Here is a 13,830-nt window from a genome sequence, read left to right on the forward strand (position 1 = left end):
CACTTATCGATGTGCGAGATACGTGCGACAGCACCAAACTGGTGTGGCGCGCAGGATAACGAGGAGAGATCTTAGTGACTCAGGCACCAGTTCAGTCTGCTCAGATCAGCAAAAATGACATTCTCGCCGAAGCGCGGGAGCAGGTGCTTGAGCGGGGCGAACCGCTCCGGCAGGAGCAGATCCTTGAGGTGCTGCAACTGCCTGAGGAGAGACTAGAGGAACTGCTCGAACTCGCACACGATGTGCGCATGCGGTGGTGTGGCCCCGAGGTCGAAGTCGAAGGAATCATCAGCCTCAAGACTGGCGGCTGCCCGGAAGACTGCCACTTCTGTTCACAATCGGGCCTTTTTCAGTCTCCGGTGCGTTCCGCCTGGATCGATATCCCAAGTCTCGTTGAAGCGGCGAAGCAGACCGCGAAGACCGGTGCCACGGAGTTCTGTATCGTCGCCGCGGTGCGCGGTCCAGATGCGCGTTTGATGTCACAGGTAAAAGCCGGCATCGAGGCGATCCGCAACGAGGTGGAGATCCATATTGCGTGCTCGCTCGGCATGCTGACGCAAGAGCAGGTCGACGAACTCGCCGCGATGGGTGTCCACCGCTATAACCACAACCTCGAAACCGCGCAATCGCACTTTCCGAACGTCGTGACCACTCACACGTGGGATGAGCGCTGGGACACTCTGCGGATGGTGCGCGAAGCAGGCATGGAGGTCTGCTGTGGCGGCATCCTCGGTATGGGGGAAACACTTGAGCAGCGGGCGGAGTTTGCCGCCCAGCTAGCCGACCTCGAACCGGATGAGGTTCCGCTGAACTTCCTGAACCCCCGGCCGGGTACCCCCTTCGGTGATCTCGAGGTACTTCCCGCAACGGAAGCGCTGAAATCGATTGCCGCTTTCCGGCTTGCGCTGCCACGCACGATTCTGCGTTTCGCAGGAGGTCGCGAGATCACCCTGGGTGATCTTGGCGCGAAGCAGGGGATGCTGGGTGGCATCAACGCCGTTATCGTGGGCAACTACCTCACGACGCTTGGCCGTCCAGCCGAATCAGATATCGATTTGCTCGGTGAACTCGAGATGCCCATCAAGGCCCTGAACGCCACGATCTAGGAGTACGAGACGTGATCACTGCAGGGCTGCCGGACAAGTCGCGGGCTGCTCGTGAGGTCCCGGCTAAGGGCGGCGGGCCGCTCGGTGGTGAGCAAATCTACAACGTGTACACCGGGACGCTCCTGACCGAAGGCGCGGCGCTGCCCACTGCCGCGCAGCTCGGGCTTGAGCCGCCCCGATTCTGCGGGCAGTGCGGCCGCCGAATGGTGGTTCAGGTGGACCCGATTGGCTGGTGGGGACAATGCTCACGCCACGGCCGGGTATACAGCAGCGAACTCGGTTAACGTTCTTCAACAACACGGGGCACCGGGTACAGCGCTGCCGCCGCCGCTGCCGCGTACGAGGATCTGATGAAGCGGTTTGAGACGTGGCGAGCGGTCCAATGTACGCTCGAACTGGCGCCCTGCTCGCAATGACCCTGTTGGGGGAGATAAGTGACTGCAGCAAACAGAAGCGATACCCACCGTGACGCTACGGTGAGAGTCGCCGTGCGCGCCGATCTGGAGTACCTGCACGTCTTTCGTGGCGTCGCTGAATTGATGTCGGCCTCAGCGGGTTTCGATTATGACGCGACGGATGACCTCCGTCTCGCTGTCGACGAGATCGCCGCAACGTTGATCGAAATCTCCGCATCGAACTCTGATGTCCTTTGCGAATTTCGGGAGAATGGCTCGGGTCTGCACGTCACAATGACGGCGGACTATGCTGTCGCGCCGTTGCCCAATCCGAACAACTTCCGCTGGCACATCGTCAAGACATTAACGGATGAACTGAGCTGGGATGAGGATCTAGACCCGGCCCGGCACGATGGCACAGATGGGGTGCGGCCCAAGACTGTGGTTCGGATTATGAAACGGAAGGCTTCCAGCCCCCGTGGACGATCCTAACTACAAGGAGGTTCCACAGCTCATAGCCAAACTGCGCAGCGCCGAGCACAACGGGGATGAAGCAGATGAGTTGCGGCACCAGATAATCGCCCAGTGCATGCCTCTGTCGGAGCATATATCGCGCCGGTTCTCCGGCCGTGGAGAGCAAATCGATGATTTGCGGCAGGTAGCGCTCATTGGGCTGATTCACGCCGTGGACAGGTTCAACCCCGAAGTCGGCGACGATTTCCTGGCGTTCGCCGTACCAACAATCATGGGTGAAGTGCGCAGGCATTTCCGAGATACGCGGTGGGCTGTGCGTGTTCCGCGGCGCCTGCAGGAAGTCCATCTCGCTATCGGTGACGCAACCGCTGACCTAGCTCAGCGGCTGGGGCGAGAGCCCACGTCTCAGGAACTCGCCTCGGCTCTTGACATCACGGTGGAACAGCTTGAGCAGGGGAGGCTCGCGGGCAGTGCGTTCAGTGCGCAGTCAGTCGATGCCACGCGGGGCCCAGGAGACGACTCGCAGCCGCTTCTGGAGACTGTCGGTGAGCCGGACATCCACTTTGAGCAGTTTGAGAATCACGAGGCGCTGCGAGCGGCGCTCGATGGGCTGCCCGCGCGAGAACGAAGCATCATCGTGATGCGGTTCTTCGGTAACAAAACGCAGGCCCAGATCGCGGAGCACCTCAACATCTCTCAGATGCACGTGTCCCGTCTGCTGGCGAAAACGCTCAGACAGTTGCGCGTGCGCATGGGTGGCGAGTAACCAAGCTCGGAGTTTGACAACGCGCATCTCGGGTACGCCAAAGTTCACGTCAGTGACGGGGTGACCTTCGTCTTCCGTACCTGAAAAGGAGAGGCGCCGAAAATGTCTTCCACAGTGCTCGTGCCGGGTATGACAGAGGCACAACATAAGATGCTCACAGACCTCGAAGCCGCACGAGACGTGACCTTTCGTCCGCTCCTCGACTACGAACGCCTCGTCGCCACCGAAGAAGTGGATATCTCAAAACTGCTCGACGAGGCTCGCGAGGAAATCCGTGCTCTTGATCGCGACATCGACGGCATCATTTCGCACTGGGATTTCCCGACCAGCGTGATCGTCCCGATCCTCGCCGCTGAACTCGGTCTGCGTGCACCCACGCTGGAAAGCGTGTTGCGCTGCGAACACAAATATTGGAGCCGTATCGACCAGCGCGAAAGCATTCCGGACGTCGTGCCCGACTTCGAGCTTGTCGATCCCTTTGACGACGACGCCGCGCGCAATCTCTCGCTTGAATATCCATTCTGGCTGAAGCCAGTCAAGTCCCATTCGTCGAGCCTCGGCTTCCGCGTTGGAAGCGAAGCCGAGTTGCGCGATGCACTCGCAGAGATCCGTGACGAGGTCGGCGACATCGGAGACGCCTTCGATGCTGTCCTCGACAAGGTGAGCCTGCCCCCCGAGGTCCGCGACGCCGCGGGGTCGAAGTGCATCGCGGAGGGACTTCTCACCGGCCGCGAGTTCGTGATCGAGGGATGTTCGACGGGGGGAGAGGTTCTGGTCCACGGCGTCTTCGACATGGGTATCGAGGAGGCTACTAAGTCGCTTGATTCGTTCGTGTATCCCGCTGAACACATTCCTGAAGAAGTGCAGAAGCGTGCTGTTTCCGCCGTGCGCAAATTTCTGACACATGTCGGATTCGCTGATGGCTGCTTCAACGCCGAGTTCATCTGGAACAAAGAAAACGACAAAGTGTGCATCGTCGAAGTGAACACCAGCATTTCACAATCGCACACTGCGCTGTTCGTGAAGGTGGATGGGGCGCCAAATCACCTGGTCGCACTCGACGTGGCGCTAGGCCGCAGGCCAGAGTTTCCGAACCGTAAAGGCACCTGCGCGGTAGCTGCGATGTGTTACCTGACGACTACCGAAGAAGGCATTGTCACAAAGGTTCCGACGTCTGGGGAGCTCTATGCCATCACGGAGACCTTCCCGGAATCCATCGTAGAGCTGGGAGTGCAGCCAGGCGATGTTCTCGCTCATATCGCCCACCAGGATCCGTACCGGTACCGGCTCGGCACGCTCACGATCGGAGCCGAGTCTGCCAGGAAGTTGCAGCGCGTGTACGAAGCCTGTGTATCCCAGTTGCTTTTCGAGATAAAGAACCCTGGCGAATCCTCCACAGGCGACCAAGTCGAGGCAGATTCCTGAGGACGTTCGCACGTCGTCTACTTCAGCGTTTTCGCCCTCTGCCGGGTTGAGGTTTCCTTGCTGGATTTCGGGGTAATCCGCGCAGAGAATTGATCTCAGCTTGCACACACGGAGGCGCTGGTGACCCTGGAACTAGAACGTGGTGATGATGCCACTGTCGCCCAATCCCAGCGCTCTCGATCTGAGCACACCGCACCGCTGGGCCCGAAGGTGCTCCGGCTGCCTGGGGTCTACCGGCCCCAGGAAGATACGATGCTGCTCGCGCGCGAGTATCTGCGCAGCGGCCTCGCCGGTCGGGGATCGGTGCTCGATGTATGTTGTGGAACTGGCTATCTGTCGCTCGTCGCCGCGTGGAGTGGCGCGCCAACTATCACCGCAGTCGATACTTCTGCGCGCGCTGTCTGGTCGGCGCGCGCTAACGCACGTCTGTTCAAAGCTCCCGTGAATGTGGTGCACAGCGATTTCGCGGCGCTGGACCCGACGCGAACTTTCGATGTCGTACTTGCTAACCCGCCCTATGTGCCCTGGTTTGGTGCCGACGGTGACGGACCCTGCGCCAAGTGGGATGCGGGGGCTGACGGCCGTGCAATCATCGACCCATTGTGTGCGTCGGCCAGTCGCCTGCTCGCACCGGAAGCTACGTTGCTGATGGTGCATTCGGCGGTCAGCGATCCAGACAGGACTGTCGCGATGCTCACGGCGGCGGGACTTACCGCTGCAGTGGTTGCGCGCGAGCACATCCCTTTTGGTCCAGTGATGCGCAGCCGGGCAGCGGCGCTGCGCGAAGCTGGTTATCTTCTGCCAGAACAGACGCTTGAGGAGATTGTGGTTGTCCGCGCAGACAAGCGATGAGGGTGTGTGCCGTGTGCGCTACACGGCTGACGGGCCGTTGCTCGTGCCGGGTCCGGTCAGTGTCGAACTGCCCGATGGTCGCGTTGCCACTTCGGATCGCGTTGTGGTGGCGCTGTGCCTTTGCAAACGCAGCCGGATATTTCCGTTCTGCGATACGAGCCACCGGCGAAAGGGAAAGTCACAGCATGCGAAGAGAGCCCAGCCGGGAACGTGACATCAGACGCTCCTCAAGCTCGACTCTCCGGCGGCCCAACTGGTGAGTAGCCGGTCCGCGAAGCGCTCTTCTAGCAATGCGCTAGCGTGGATGCCGAAGCTCACGTCTTCAGCCAGATCAGGCTCGGACCGAAGAAGTTCCTCTACGACGTCTTTGCGCAACAACTGTTCATGCACCGCGTCGGCTTCGATGTGCTCGCGATAGAAGTGCATGCACGTTTCAGGAGCGCTCAGGCGGTTCAGCGCGTCCACCATGACTTTGGCGCTTGGCCCCGTGGTGATCTCGGCGGCCGCGAAAAGACCTACCAAGGCGCCGCGACGCGCCCGGTGCAGCCCGCACAGGGACATCAAGTTGACGGTCGCGAGTGTTTCTGAGGGAACGCTGTCCAGGTACCCGAGGTAGCGCGGATTCAGCCCGGCCGCCTCTAGCAGATTCCTGAAGAGCCGTGAGTGCATGCGCGCGGCGCTGCCACCACCGTACTCATCGAACTCAACGGCCACGATCGCTGCTTTGGGCCTGCCTGTCAGCCGCGGAATAACCCACGCGTGGGGATCAGCCTCCTTCAGGTGGTAGATCGACCGCTGGATGAAGAACTCACGTATCTGCTCCCAGGTGCCGTCGTCACGGAGGAAGTGCCCGACGCTGCCTTCATCCGCGGGTGCGGAGCAGAGTTCTTCCAGCGCAGCCAGTGGATCGGTGAGTCTGATCCGTGTGCGCAGGGAGGTCAGGAACCGCTCTTCGAGGGCAGCACGCAGCCACAGCAACTCTGGGTACCACTCCCACCTCTCGTCGACACCCCGGAAGCCCTGGTAGTGCAGCTCGTAACAGATTGTCAGGGCAAGCTGTGCATCCTCACTGAATGGATCGCAGCTCGACGCGAGTTGCGCGAGCGCACGCAGCTCAGGATCGCGGCGGTGAATGTTGCCTTTCGCGAACAGCTCGAGAAGCCCGAACGAGATGGGCCCGCGTTCAGTGGGAAGGTGCGGAGGCGAGTGCAGGACTCGCTCGCCGGCCACGTCCTCAGGAAAGCCAGGCAGAGCCAGAGCGCGATCTTTCATGTCAGTGGGTGTGCCCACTCCAGGCTGGCACTAAACCCTGTTTAACGCGTTCGACGTGCTGAGCTTGCGGGTGCGTACCGTCGTGTCATAGATTCGGACATGGGGTTGAGCCAGCAGCCCGAAATGGTGCGGAAGGGTGCCGAGGGCAGCGGTGTGGCCGTTACGTCGAAGTGGGGCGCGTGCTGGGGCAGTAGGCGGTTTTCCGCGATTCTTTGGTAGGAGCTGAAGATGACCTCAGCCGTTCGGCGTTGGGGTGCTGCGTGGTGCGTGACGATCTTTCCCCGTCATGGAGAACTCGGAAGCGAGGCTCGTACCTCCGGGTACGCGGTCGAGATACACGGCGAGCTCGATGCTGCTTCGCGCGAGGAACTAGGTGTGCAGCTCAGAAGGATGCTGGAGTTCGGTGCGCCCATTACGCTCGATCTGACGCACCTGAAGTTTTGCGGCGTGGCGGCGATCGAGGAAATATTGCAGGTCGTTGACCTGGCACGGCATTCGGGTGTCAGAATGTCGGTCATTGCACCTGACACGCTGGCACCATACTTTGCGCTCAGTGAGGATATGCGTGAGCGATGAGTGACTACCCTTGAAAGGGAAAGGGAGGTGAGCAGTGTGAGCGACGGTTGTGATGTTCACCTTCGCCTAGCTGAACTTGCCCGTGATATGCACGGACGGTCGAGCGCTAGTCTCGATTCGGTACTTGAACAAACGACTCGCGCTGCCCTCACTCACGTGCCCGGCGCCCGTCATGCGGGTATAACCCTCATCACGGACCGTCATGAAATCAAGTCGGTCGCACCAACCGACGGATATGCGGCACTGCTTGACGCTATCCAGCGGCGCCACGATGAGGGGCCCTGTCTCGCGTCAGCCTGGGATCATCAGATGGTGCGAACGGATGATTACACGAAGGATCAGCGGTGGCCGAAATTCACCGCTGCGGCGCTGCGTGAAACTCCGATCCGCTCGTCCGTGTGCTTCCAGCTGTTCACCCAGAACCAGCTTCTCGGCGCGCTCAACATTCACGCTGATGAGCCACACGCGTTCACAGAGTCAGCCGAAGAAGTCGGGATGGTACTCGCCACCCATGCGGCCATTGCTCTTGGGACGGCGCGCCGAGACGGAGAGTTTCGCAGCGCACTCGCTACCCGTGACCTCATCGGGCAGGCTAAGGGCATCCTGATGGAGCGCTACAAGATCGACGCGACGGAAGCGTTTCAATTGCTCGTGCGACTCTCGCAGGAGACGAACAGGCGGCTCGCCGAAGTCGCGAGCGAATTTGTCGCCACCAACCTCGAAGAGGCCGTTCCAGAGGGTGCCCTAGAGCGGGATTGATGCTGCAGTGGCGGGGCCTACTCTGCAGATTAGATGTCGATCGGACCTTTGCCTTCAGCCGAAACCTGCCGGTCACTGCTTTCCGGGTGGCTCTCTTGTTTCCGGCTTGCCTGCCACCGCCACAATCCGCCGCCGACAACCAGTAAGACAAGAGCGCACGCCCCAGCGATCCAGGCGAGAGTTGCTTCACCCGATGCCGCCGCGATAAGACCAAGCGGAATAGCGACAACAGCGAGGACTATCAGCAAATAGCCAAGGCGAGCTAGCGCACGTCCGGCTGACGATGGGAAAGCTTCATCGCGGCCGGCGTACTCAGGTTCCTTCATGGTTTCCTCCAAACGTCGGTCTGAATCGGGGTTCCCATTCGCCGCCGTTCCAAACGTGGGTTCGCCGTGAGGGAACCTGAGCCGCTGGCCATGGACATCGGACAGTTTGGCCATGGATGCCAGTGGGTAGGTGCCTACTATGAGCGCAAACGATCGGATCGAGCGTGAGACGCGCGGTAATACGACCGTGGTCGTCGCGACTCGCAATCGAGCGCCTGAGCTGGCCCGGGCTCTGAGCCATCTCGCTCAGTTGGAGCCCGTTTGCCCGGTGATTGTCGTTGATAACGCCTCCAACGATGACACGCCCGCGGTGGTTGAGCAGTGCCAGCGAGACTTCCCCGAGAACCTCCTGACCTACATCAGGCTTCGTAAAAATAGGGGAGCGGTTGCACGCAACTATGGAATCTGGCGTGCTCGCACGTCATTCGTGGCCTTTTGCGACGACGACTCATGGTGGGAGCCGGACGCTCTGCGGAGAGCAGAAACGATCTTTGCTGACCATCCGCGCGTTGGGCTCATCGCCGGGCGGGTTCTGGTGGGCGGCAACGAGGATGAAGACCCCACTAACAGGTTGATGGCGAATAGCCCCAGGACCGGCTCTGCGGATTCGCCGGGCCCTGAAATCATCGGCTTTCTTGCGTGTGCATGTGTAGCGCGTGCAGTTGCGCTGCGGAAGTGCGGCGGATTCAACGCGGTGCTCGATTTCGTCGGCGAGGAGCGCATGCTTGCCTACGAACTTGCTGCAGACGGCTGGACGCAGTGTTATGTGGACGCTATTGTCGCCCATCACTATCCGTCACAGGATCGTCCTGGTCCGCAGCATCGCCAAGCAGTTGTGGAGCGAAACGAACCTATTCCTGCCATCGTGGCTGTGCCCGCGACCGAAGCGCGCAGAGCTCTGACCCGCCTCGCTCGCGCGGTGCTGAAGTCTCATTACCTCGCACCTGCGCTGTGGGACTCGGTGAAACGGCTCCCGCTCGTAAAGCAAGTGAGTAAGCAAAGCCAGCGGCGGGCACCTGTGCGCCCGCCGCGCTTGCCTTGAATTACTCCGCCTATTGGCCGGTCATATCGAGCGCGGGTGAACGCAGGATGGCACCGAACCCGTCGCGGAACTTGACGTCGTCCTTCTTACACACAATCACATCGCCGCCTTGGTGAATCGTTGCGGCGATGACCGCATCCTCTTCACGGCTGTCGCCATCGACCGGGGCTGGTTGGGTTTCATCGGAGGGACGTGCAACCAGGAGGGTGTCCACGTTCGCTTGCTGCACATTGGCCGCAATGATCCGCATGCCGTCGATGGCGAACCCTGATGCCCGGCCGGACTCGATGCGGAAGCGTTCGAGGGCCTCGGCGACCTGCTCGGAGCGCTGCTGCTGCACGATTTCGTTGATCGCGTCGGCGAGGCGAGTGTGGTCGGCGCCGTCAGCGCGGCCACCTTCAGGCACCGCGTGGGTCAGCTTCTTGACATCGTCTGGCAGCAACCCTTCGATCCCTGTCCGCGCTTGCACTTCGCCGCTGAGCACGAGCATCGAGGGGCTGGCCTGCCGGACCACCCGTGCCAGATAGGCCGCGGTGTCCCGGTAGTTCCGCTCAATCATCTCCTCTGTTCGTTCTTCGACATGAGCCCAGCTGAAGCGGTCGCCAACGTTGGCCTTGTGTACCGGGTGCCGGTCCAAGTCTTCGGAGTCGAAGTCGAGTGCGCGGCCGTATTCGTCAATGAAGCTCACGTCGACACCGGTGCGATCGACCTCCGCGAGCAGAATGGTGAGCTCAGGAGCCCCGAACTCGAACAAGGGCAAAAGGTGCGGCATGATCGAAAATCGCACATCGGGCAGAGCAGGTACGACGGGGAGTTCTTCGTCAACAATCACCCCGCTCTCGCCCACAACGAGCGCCCTGCCGCGACTCCCGATGGGCGGTTTGCTGTCGGCCAGTTCCAGTACGCGAGCCAACAAATCGTCGGGGGCCTCCTGCTTCCGCAGTTCGTCGAGCACGGTTCGCCATTGAAGTTCGCGGGCTTTACCCGCGTCCTCGGTGTTTTTTGAATCGTCTACGTAGATCGATGCGAACGGACCGCGAGCAGAGTCGAGTCGCTTCTTCAAAGTGGCTGTGTTCATTCAGTTTCCGCTTCCTTTCCATTCTGGTGAAGGGGCCGACGCCAGATCATGAGTGGCGGGCCCTTCGAGTAAAGTTCCGTCAGCGCTGAACCTGGAACCGTGCAGTGGACAGTCCCACGACCGTTCGGCAGAGTTCCAGCACAAGAGCGCTTTCAGGTGAGGGCAGATCGCCGAGACCGTGCGCGTTTCGCCGTCAACAGTGCTGGTCGCGACGGGCTTGAGTTGATGCCGATGCACAACGCCTTCTCCCTCGGTCGGCGCCTGCGGCAAAGTCCGTGCCAACTGTGTCCAGCTTTTGATCGCATTGACGCCGACCTTCGCGTTTGTCACCGCGAAATTCGGCATCCGCCGGACCGCGAGCGAACGCTGACTATCGAACAGTTCAGCACCCGGCATAGTGCCGCCGGAGTCGGCAGCGTTGTCAGATATGCGCTCCGCGAGTATCCGGCCCGCCGCAACGGCGTTGGTCATTCCCCATTTCGCGTACCCGCTGGCGATGAGGACTTTGTCGCTCGCGGGCGTGAGCGCACCGACCACGGGCAGCCCGTCAACACTCGAGTAGTCCTGAGCAGACCACTGGTGAGTGGGGGCGACCTCAGGGAAATAATGACTTGTCCAGGTAAGAAGGTCCCGGGCACATGCGCGCGTGTTCGCGGCGCGTCCAACTATGTGCCCGTTGCCCCCCACAAGCAGATGTCCAGGAGCGGAGCGCAATGAACGGGTAGGTGCCACATCAGGAGAATCGATGGACACGTACATCCCTTCGGGCTGCAGTGTTCCATTCGGTACTGCAAACGCCGCGAGGTACGAGCGCTGCGGCTCGAGTTTGGCGAAGAATCCGCCACGGTCAAGAATCGGGGTCCCCGTCGCGAGTACGACCCGATCGGTGACGATGTCACCGTGAGTCGTGTGCACCGTAAGTGTGCCGGAGGTACTGACCCCTTCGACGCGAATTCCTTGGTAGATACCTCCGCCGAGCTCACGAATCTCCGATGCGAGGGCGTTAGCTAAATCGACCGGATTGAACTGCGCCTGATCGTTGAGGCCGACGAATCCAGCGATCGGGAAGGGCACAAAATCCAGTGGGGCACCGCGCGAGAAGTCGACCTGCAGTCCCGCTGCGCTTGCAGCGTCAGCTTCGCGTTCCAGCGTTTCGAGTGATGAGCCGTGTTGCGCGATCGTATAAGCGGTTCGTGTCTGTACTTCGACACCCGCACCGGCGCAGAACTCGCGCAGCCAGGACAATGCCGACTGGTTGACCGCCACATATTCACGGGCGGCCTCGCTTCCGTGTTCTCGCGCGATCTCGCTGGTCTTCGCGCCCTGCAGGCACGTGGCTTTCGCGGTGGTGAGACCCGTCGTGACCTCGGCTACACCGCGAGCATCGAACACTGCGACACTCAGTCCGGCCCGGGCGCATTCTAGGCCGCACACCAGACCCGTGAGACCAGCACCGACGATCACCACATCGGGTTTCGTGGATGTGTCGACGGTGTGCAGTTCAGCGGCGGTGGGTGCCTTCCTCGTTTCGAGCCAAAGCGATGTCATGACTACGGGGTACCGCGCACACAGCCCAAATAACCATCGATCCGGGAGTTTTTGATCACTCGCCACGAGACCCCGATGTTTGACAGGCATCACCGGTGGGTAGACGCATCCCTATGGCAGAGGGGTGCAGCGGACTCTCGGTTCTCGTACGGAATGTGCGGTCGGCACCCGCACCTGATACGAGGAAGGTGGGACATGCGAATCGCGATGGTCTCTGAGCACGCCAGCCCGCTAGCGACGCCCGGAACTGTCGACACTGGGGGGCAGAGCGTTCATGTTGCGGAGTTGTCCGCGGCGCTCTCACGCCGAGGTCATGAAATAGCGGTGTACACAAGGCGTGAGGACCCGGACGTGCCGGAGCGTGTCCGTACCGACGCCGGCTATGAGGTGGTTCACGTACCCGCGGGCCCGCCGCGCAAGGTCTCGAAGGACGAAATTCTTCCTCACATGACAGATTTCGCGCGTTACTTAAGGCAGGACTGGGAGCTTCGGTCACCCGACATCGCGCACGCGCACTTCTGGATGTCCGGCATCGCAACACAATTGGCTGCGAGGGCACTAGGGACGCCCACGGTGCAGACCTTTCACGCTCTGGGGGCCGTGAAGCGCCGATTCCAGGGAGCGGCGGATACAAGCCCAGAGGACCGGATCCGGACCGAGCGTGTCGTCGCGAAAGCCGCGTCGAGGATTATTGCCACGAGTTCCGACGAGGCGTTCGAACTCGCCAGGATGGGAACACCACGAGCACGTATCTCCGTGGTGCCCTCCGGAGTTGACTTGAACCTGTTCACGCCTGACACCGAACCGTCTGATGGTGCGAAAGACTGGGCAAACCAGCCGAGCTCACGAGTGAAACGAATTGTTTCGGTTGGAAGATTGGTGCCGCGCAAAGGGTTCGACACCGCCATCCGGGCTGTCGCCGCATTGCCTGATGTTGAACTCATCATTGCTGGAGGGCCGGCCACCGAGTTTCTGGTCGAGGACCACGAGGCGCAGCGGCTCAGAACACTCGCAGACGACCTGGGCGTCGCTGATCGAGTACATCTAGTTGGACACGTGCCGCGTGAGTACATGCCGAGCCTGTTGCGTTCCGCCGACGTTGTCCTCTGCACACCATGGTACGAACCGTTTGGAATGGTGACCCTGGAAGCGATGGCGTGCGCAGTGCCAGTAGTCGCACATGCGGTTGGCGGCATTCTCGACACGATCGTCGACGGGGTGACGGGAATGCTGGTGCCCCCCGAACGACCGCGGTTGCTGGTCAACGCTCTTCGCGAAATCCTCAGCCACCCGTCGGTGATGGAAGGATGGGGTATTGCTGGTCGGGACCGCGCCGTGGCGCGGTATTCGTGGGAACAGGTCGCGCAAGAGACTGAGCGCGCGTACTCCCGCTCCATTCCGGTTCCGAGGGGAGCGCTTAGCCGTTCATCGGCACGCTGATTTTTTCTGGTTTGTGGGGTTTGCCTGATCTGACGCCGGGTAGGCAGAAAGTAGGCGCGGGCCAGAAAGCCCGTGCCATCCAATAGAAAGGAACGTTCATGTCTGACTTCTCTGATGAGATCAAGCACAAGGCCGAGGAACTGAAGGGCCGGACGAAGGAAACTGCTGGTGAAGCGACTGATGATGATCAGTTGAAGAACGAAGGTGCTGGCGACAAGGTCTCGGGGAAGGCGAAGCAGGCCAAAGACAAAGCTACCGACGCAGCGAAGAAGGCAAAGGACGCCATTACTCCCGACAACTAGGCGTCCAGACCGATCCGGTCAGATCAACACATCCGGAGGGGGTTGAGATGAGAAAGAAGGGCACAAAGAAGGGTCTGCTGGCGGCAGCTTGTGCGCTGCCGCTGGCACTCGGCGTCGCCGCGTGTGGCGATGACGATGTGACGACTGATGACGGTCTCAACGGAGACCAGCTCGGCGAGACGTGGGATGACGCGCAAGAAGAAGTCGAGGGGATCTGGACAACCGGTGGTGATACGAGCTGCTCGGACTTCATTGAACAAGATGAGGATGAGCAGTTAGAAACGGTCACTGCCTATCTCGAGGACGACCTTGACCGGTCGGTCGAACCGAATGATCCCGAGGTGAACGAGACGACAACGCGTCTTCTGGAGGTGTGCGTGGATCCGGCCGAAGCGGACACCGCGATCCGCGATGCGGACACCGGGGGAATGTGACTATGACTTTCCTGAAACCGGAAAAAGGTAAGCAT

The 13,830-nt window shown here is 60.8% G+C and carries 17 protein-coding genes; 13 read left to right on the forward strand and 4 right to left on the reverse strand.

The window, feature by feature from the left end; all coding sequences use genetic code 11:
* Positions 1-74 precede the first annotated feature (74 nt).
* The 7 genes from bioB (at position 75) to AS9A_RS23160 (ending at position 5,232) form a co-directional block, all read left to right on the forward strand.
* Entirely contained in the window at positions 75-1,106 is a 1,032-nt protein-coding gene (bioB, locus tag AS9A_RS06710) for a biotin synthase BioB (RefSeq protein ID WP_013806189.1), read from the forward strand.
* 95 nt (positions 1,107-1,201) lie between these two features.
* The gene (gene bsaP, locus AS9A_RS06715; RefSeq protein ID WP_049793857.1) at positions 1,202-1,390 is read left to right on the forward strand and encodes a biotin synthase auxiliary protein BsaP; all 189 of its coding nucleotides are present in this window, start codon (positions 1,202-1,204) and stop codon (positions 1,388-1,390) included.
* Between the two features lie 150 nt (positions 1,391-1,540).
* Positions 1,541-1,993, forward strand: coding sequence for an ATP-binding protein (locus AS9A_RS06720; RefSeq protein ID WP_148262415.1), 453 nt, complete (start codon positions 1,541-1,543; stop codon positions 1,991-1,993).
* Entirely contained in the window at positions 1,980-2,741 is a 762-nt protein-coding gene (locus tag AS9A_RS06725) for a SigB/SigF/SigG family RNA polymerase sigma factor (protein ID WP_013806192.1), read from the forward strand. The genes AS9A_RS06720 and AS9A_RS06725 overlap by 14 nt, the downstream gene beginning before the upstream one ends.
* Before the next feature lie 102 nt (positions 2,742-2,843).
* Positions 2,844-4,166, forward strand: a complete 1,323-nt coding sequence (locus tag AS9A_RS06730; RefSeq protein ID WP_013806193.1) for an ATP-grasp domain-containing protein — start codon at positions 2,844-2,846, stop codon at positions 4,164-4,166.
* Between the two features lie 120 nt (positions 4,167-4,286).
* Positions 4,287-5,018: a HemK2/MTQ2 family protein methyltransferase gene (locus AS9A_RS06735; RefSeq protein ID WP_013806194.1), complete on the forward strand. Its 732-nt coding sequence runs from the start codon at positions 4,287-4,289 to the stop codon at positions 5,016-5,018.
* A gap of 13 nt (positions 5,019-5,031) precedes the next feature.
* Positions 5,032-5,232 carry a CDGSH iron-sulfur domain-containing protein gene (locus tag AS9A_RS23160; protein WP_013806195.1) on the forward strand — a complete coding sequence of 67 codons (201 nt, stop codon included), beginning with the start codon at positions 5,032-5,034 and terminating at the stop codon, positions 5,230-5,232.
* Between the two features lie 2 nt (positions 5,233-5,234).
* Here the strand turns inward: AS9A_RS23160 and AS9A_RS06740 are convergent, their stop codons facing one another.
* Positions 5,235-6,290, reverse strand: a complete 1,056-nt coding sequence (locus AS9A_RS06740; RefSeq protein WP_013806196.1) for an iron-containing redox enzyme family protein — start codon at positions 6,288-6,290, stop codon at positions 5,235-5,237.
* Positions 6,291-6,518: 228 nt separating this feature from the next.
* Between AS9A_RS06740 and AS9A_RS06745 the strand changes: the two genes are divergently transcribed.
* Entirely contained in the window at positions 6,519-6,866 is a 348-nt protein-coding gene (locus tag AS9A_RS06745) for an STAS domain-containing protein (RefSeq protein WP_013806197.1), read from the forward strand.
* 27 nt (positions 6,867-6,893) lie between these two features.
* Positions 6,894-7,625, forward strand: a complete 732-nt coding sequence (locus AS9A_RS06750; RefSeq protein ID WP_013806198.1) for a GAF and ANTAR domain-containing protein — start codon at positions 6,894-6,896, stop codon at positions 7,623-7,625.
* Between the two features lie 29 nt (positions 7,626-7,654).
* On the opposite strand, the gene AS9A_RS06755 is transcribed toward AS9A_RS06750, so the two are convergent.
* Entirely contained in the window at positions 7,655-7,951 is a 297-nt protein-coding gene (locus AS9A_RS06755; RefSeq protein ID WP_013806199.1) for a hypothetical protein, read from the reverse strand.
* Between the two features lie 139 nt (positions 7,952-8,090).
* Between AS9A_RS06755 and AS9A_RS06760 the strand changes: the two genes are divergently transcribed.
* The gene (locus AS9A_RS06760; protein ID WP_013806200.1) at positions 8,091-8,993 is read left to right on the forward strand and encodes a glycosyltransferase family A protein; all 903 of its coding nucleotides are present in this window, start codon (positions 8,091-8,093) and stop codon (positions 8,991-8,993) included.
* Between the two features lie 10 nt (positions 8,994-9,003).
* Here the strand turns inward: AS9A_RS06760 and AS9A_RS06765 are convergent, their stop codons facing one another.
* Positions 9,004-10,071, reverse strand: coding sequence for a baeRF2 domain-containing protein (locus tag AS9A_RS06765; RefSeq protein ID WP_013806201.1), 1,068 nt, complete (start codon positions 10,069-10,071; stop codon positions 9,004-9,006).
* Complete coding sequence (locus tag AS9A_RS06770) at positions 10,072-11,619, reverse strand: FAD-dependent oxidoreductase (protein ID WP_013806202.1); 1,548 nt, start codon at positions 11,617-11,619, stop codon at positions 10,072-10,074.
* A 195-nt stretch (positions 11,620-11,814) separates the two neighbouring features.
* Here AS9A_RS06770 and AS9A_RS06775 point away from each other — a divergent pair, with 195 nt between their 5' ends.
* From AS9A_RS06775 to AS9A_RS06785, 3 genes are all read left to right on the forward strand, one after another.
* Positions 11,815-13,059, forward strand: a complete 1,245-nt coding sequence (locus tag AS9A_RS06775) for a glycosyltransferase (RefSeq protein WP_041450921.1) — start codon at positions 11,815-11,817, stop codon at positions 13,057-13,059.
* Between the two features lie 98 nt (positions 13,060-13,157).
* On the forward strand, positions 13,158-13,361 hold the full coding sequence (locus tag AS9A_RS06780; RefSeq protein ID WP_013806204.1) for a CsbD family protein: 204 nt from the start codon (positions 13,158-13,160) through the stop codon (positions 13,359-13,361).
* 47 nt (positions 13,362-13,408) lie between these two features.
* Positions 13,409-13,795 (forward strand): hypothetical protein, encoded by a 387-nt coding sequence (locus AS9A_RS06785; protein WP_013806205.1) that lies wholly within the window; start codon positions 13,409-13,411, stop codon positions 13,793-13,795.
* The last annotated feature ends 35 nt before the right edge of the window (positions 13,796-13,830 follow it).

Source organism: Hoyosella subflava DQS3-9A1, assembly GCF_000214175.1.
GTDB lineage: Bacteria > Actinomycetota > Actinomycetes > Mycobacteriales > Mycobacteriaceae > Hoyosella > Hoyosella subflava.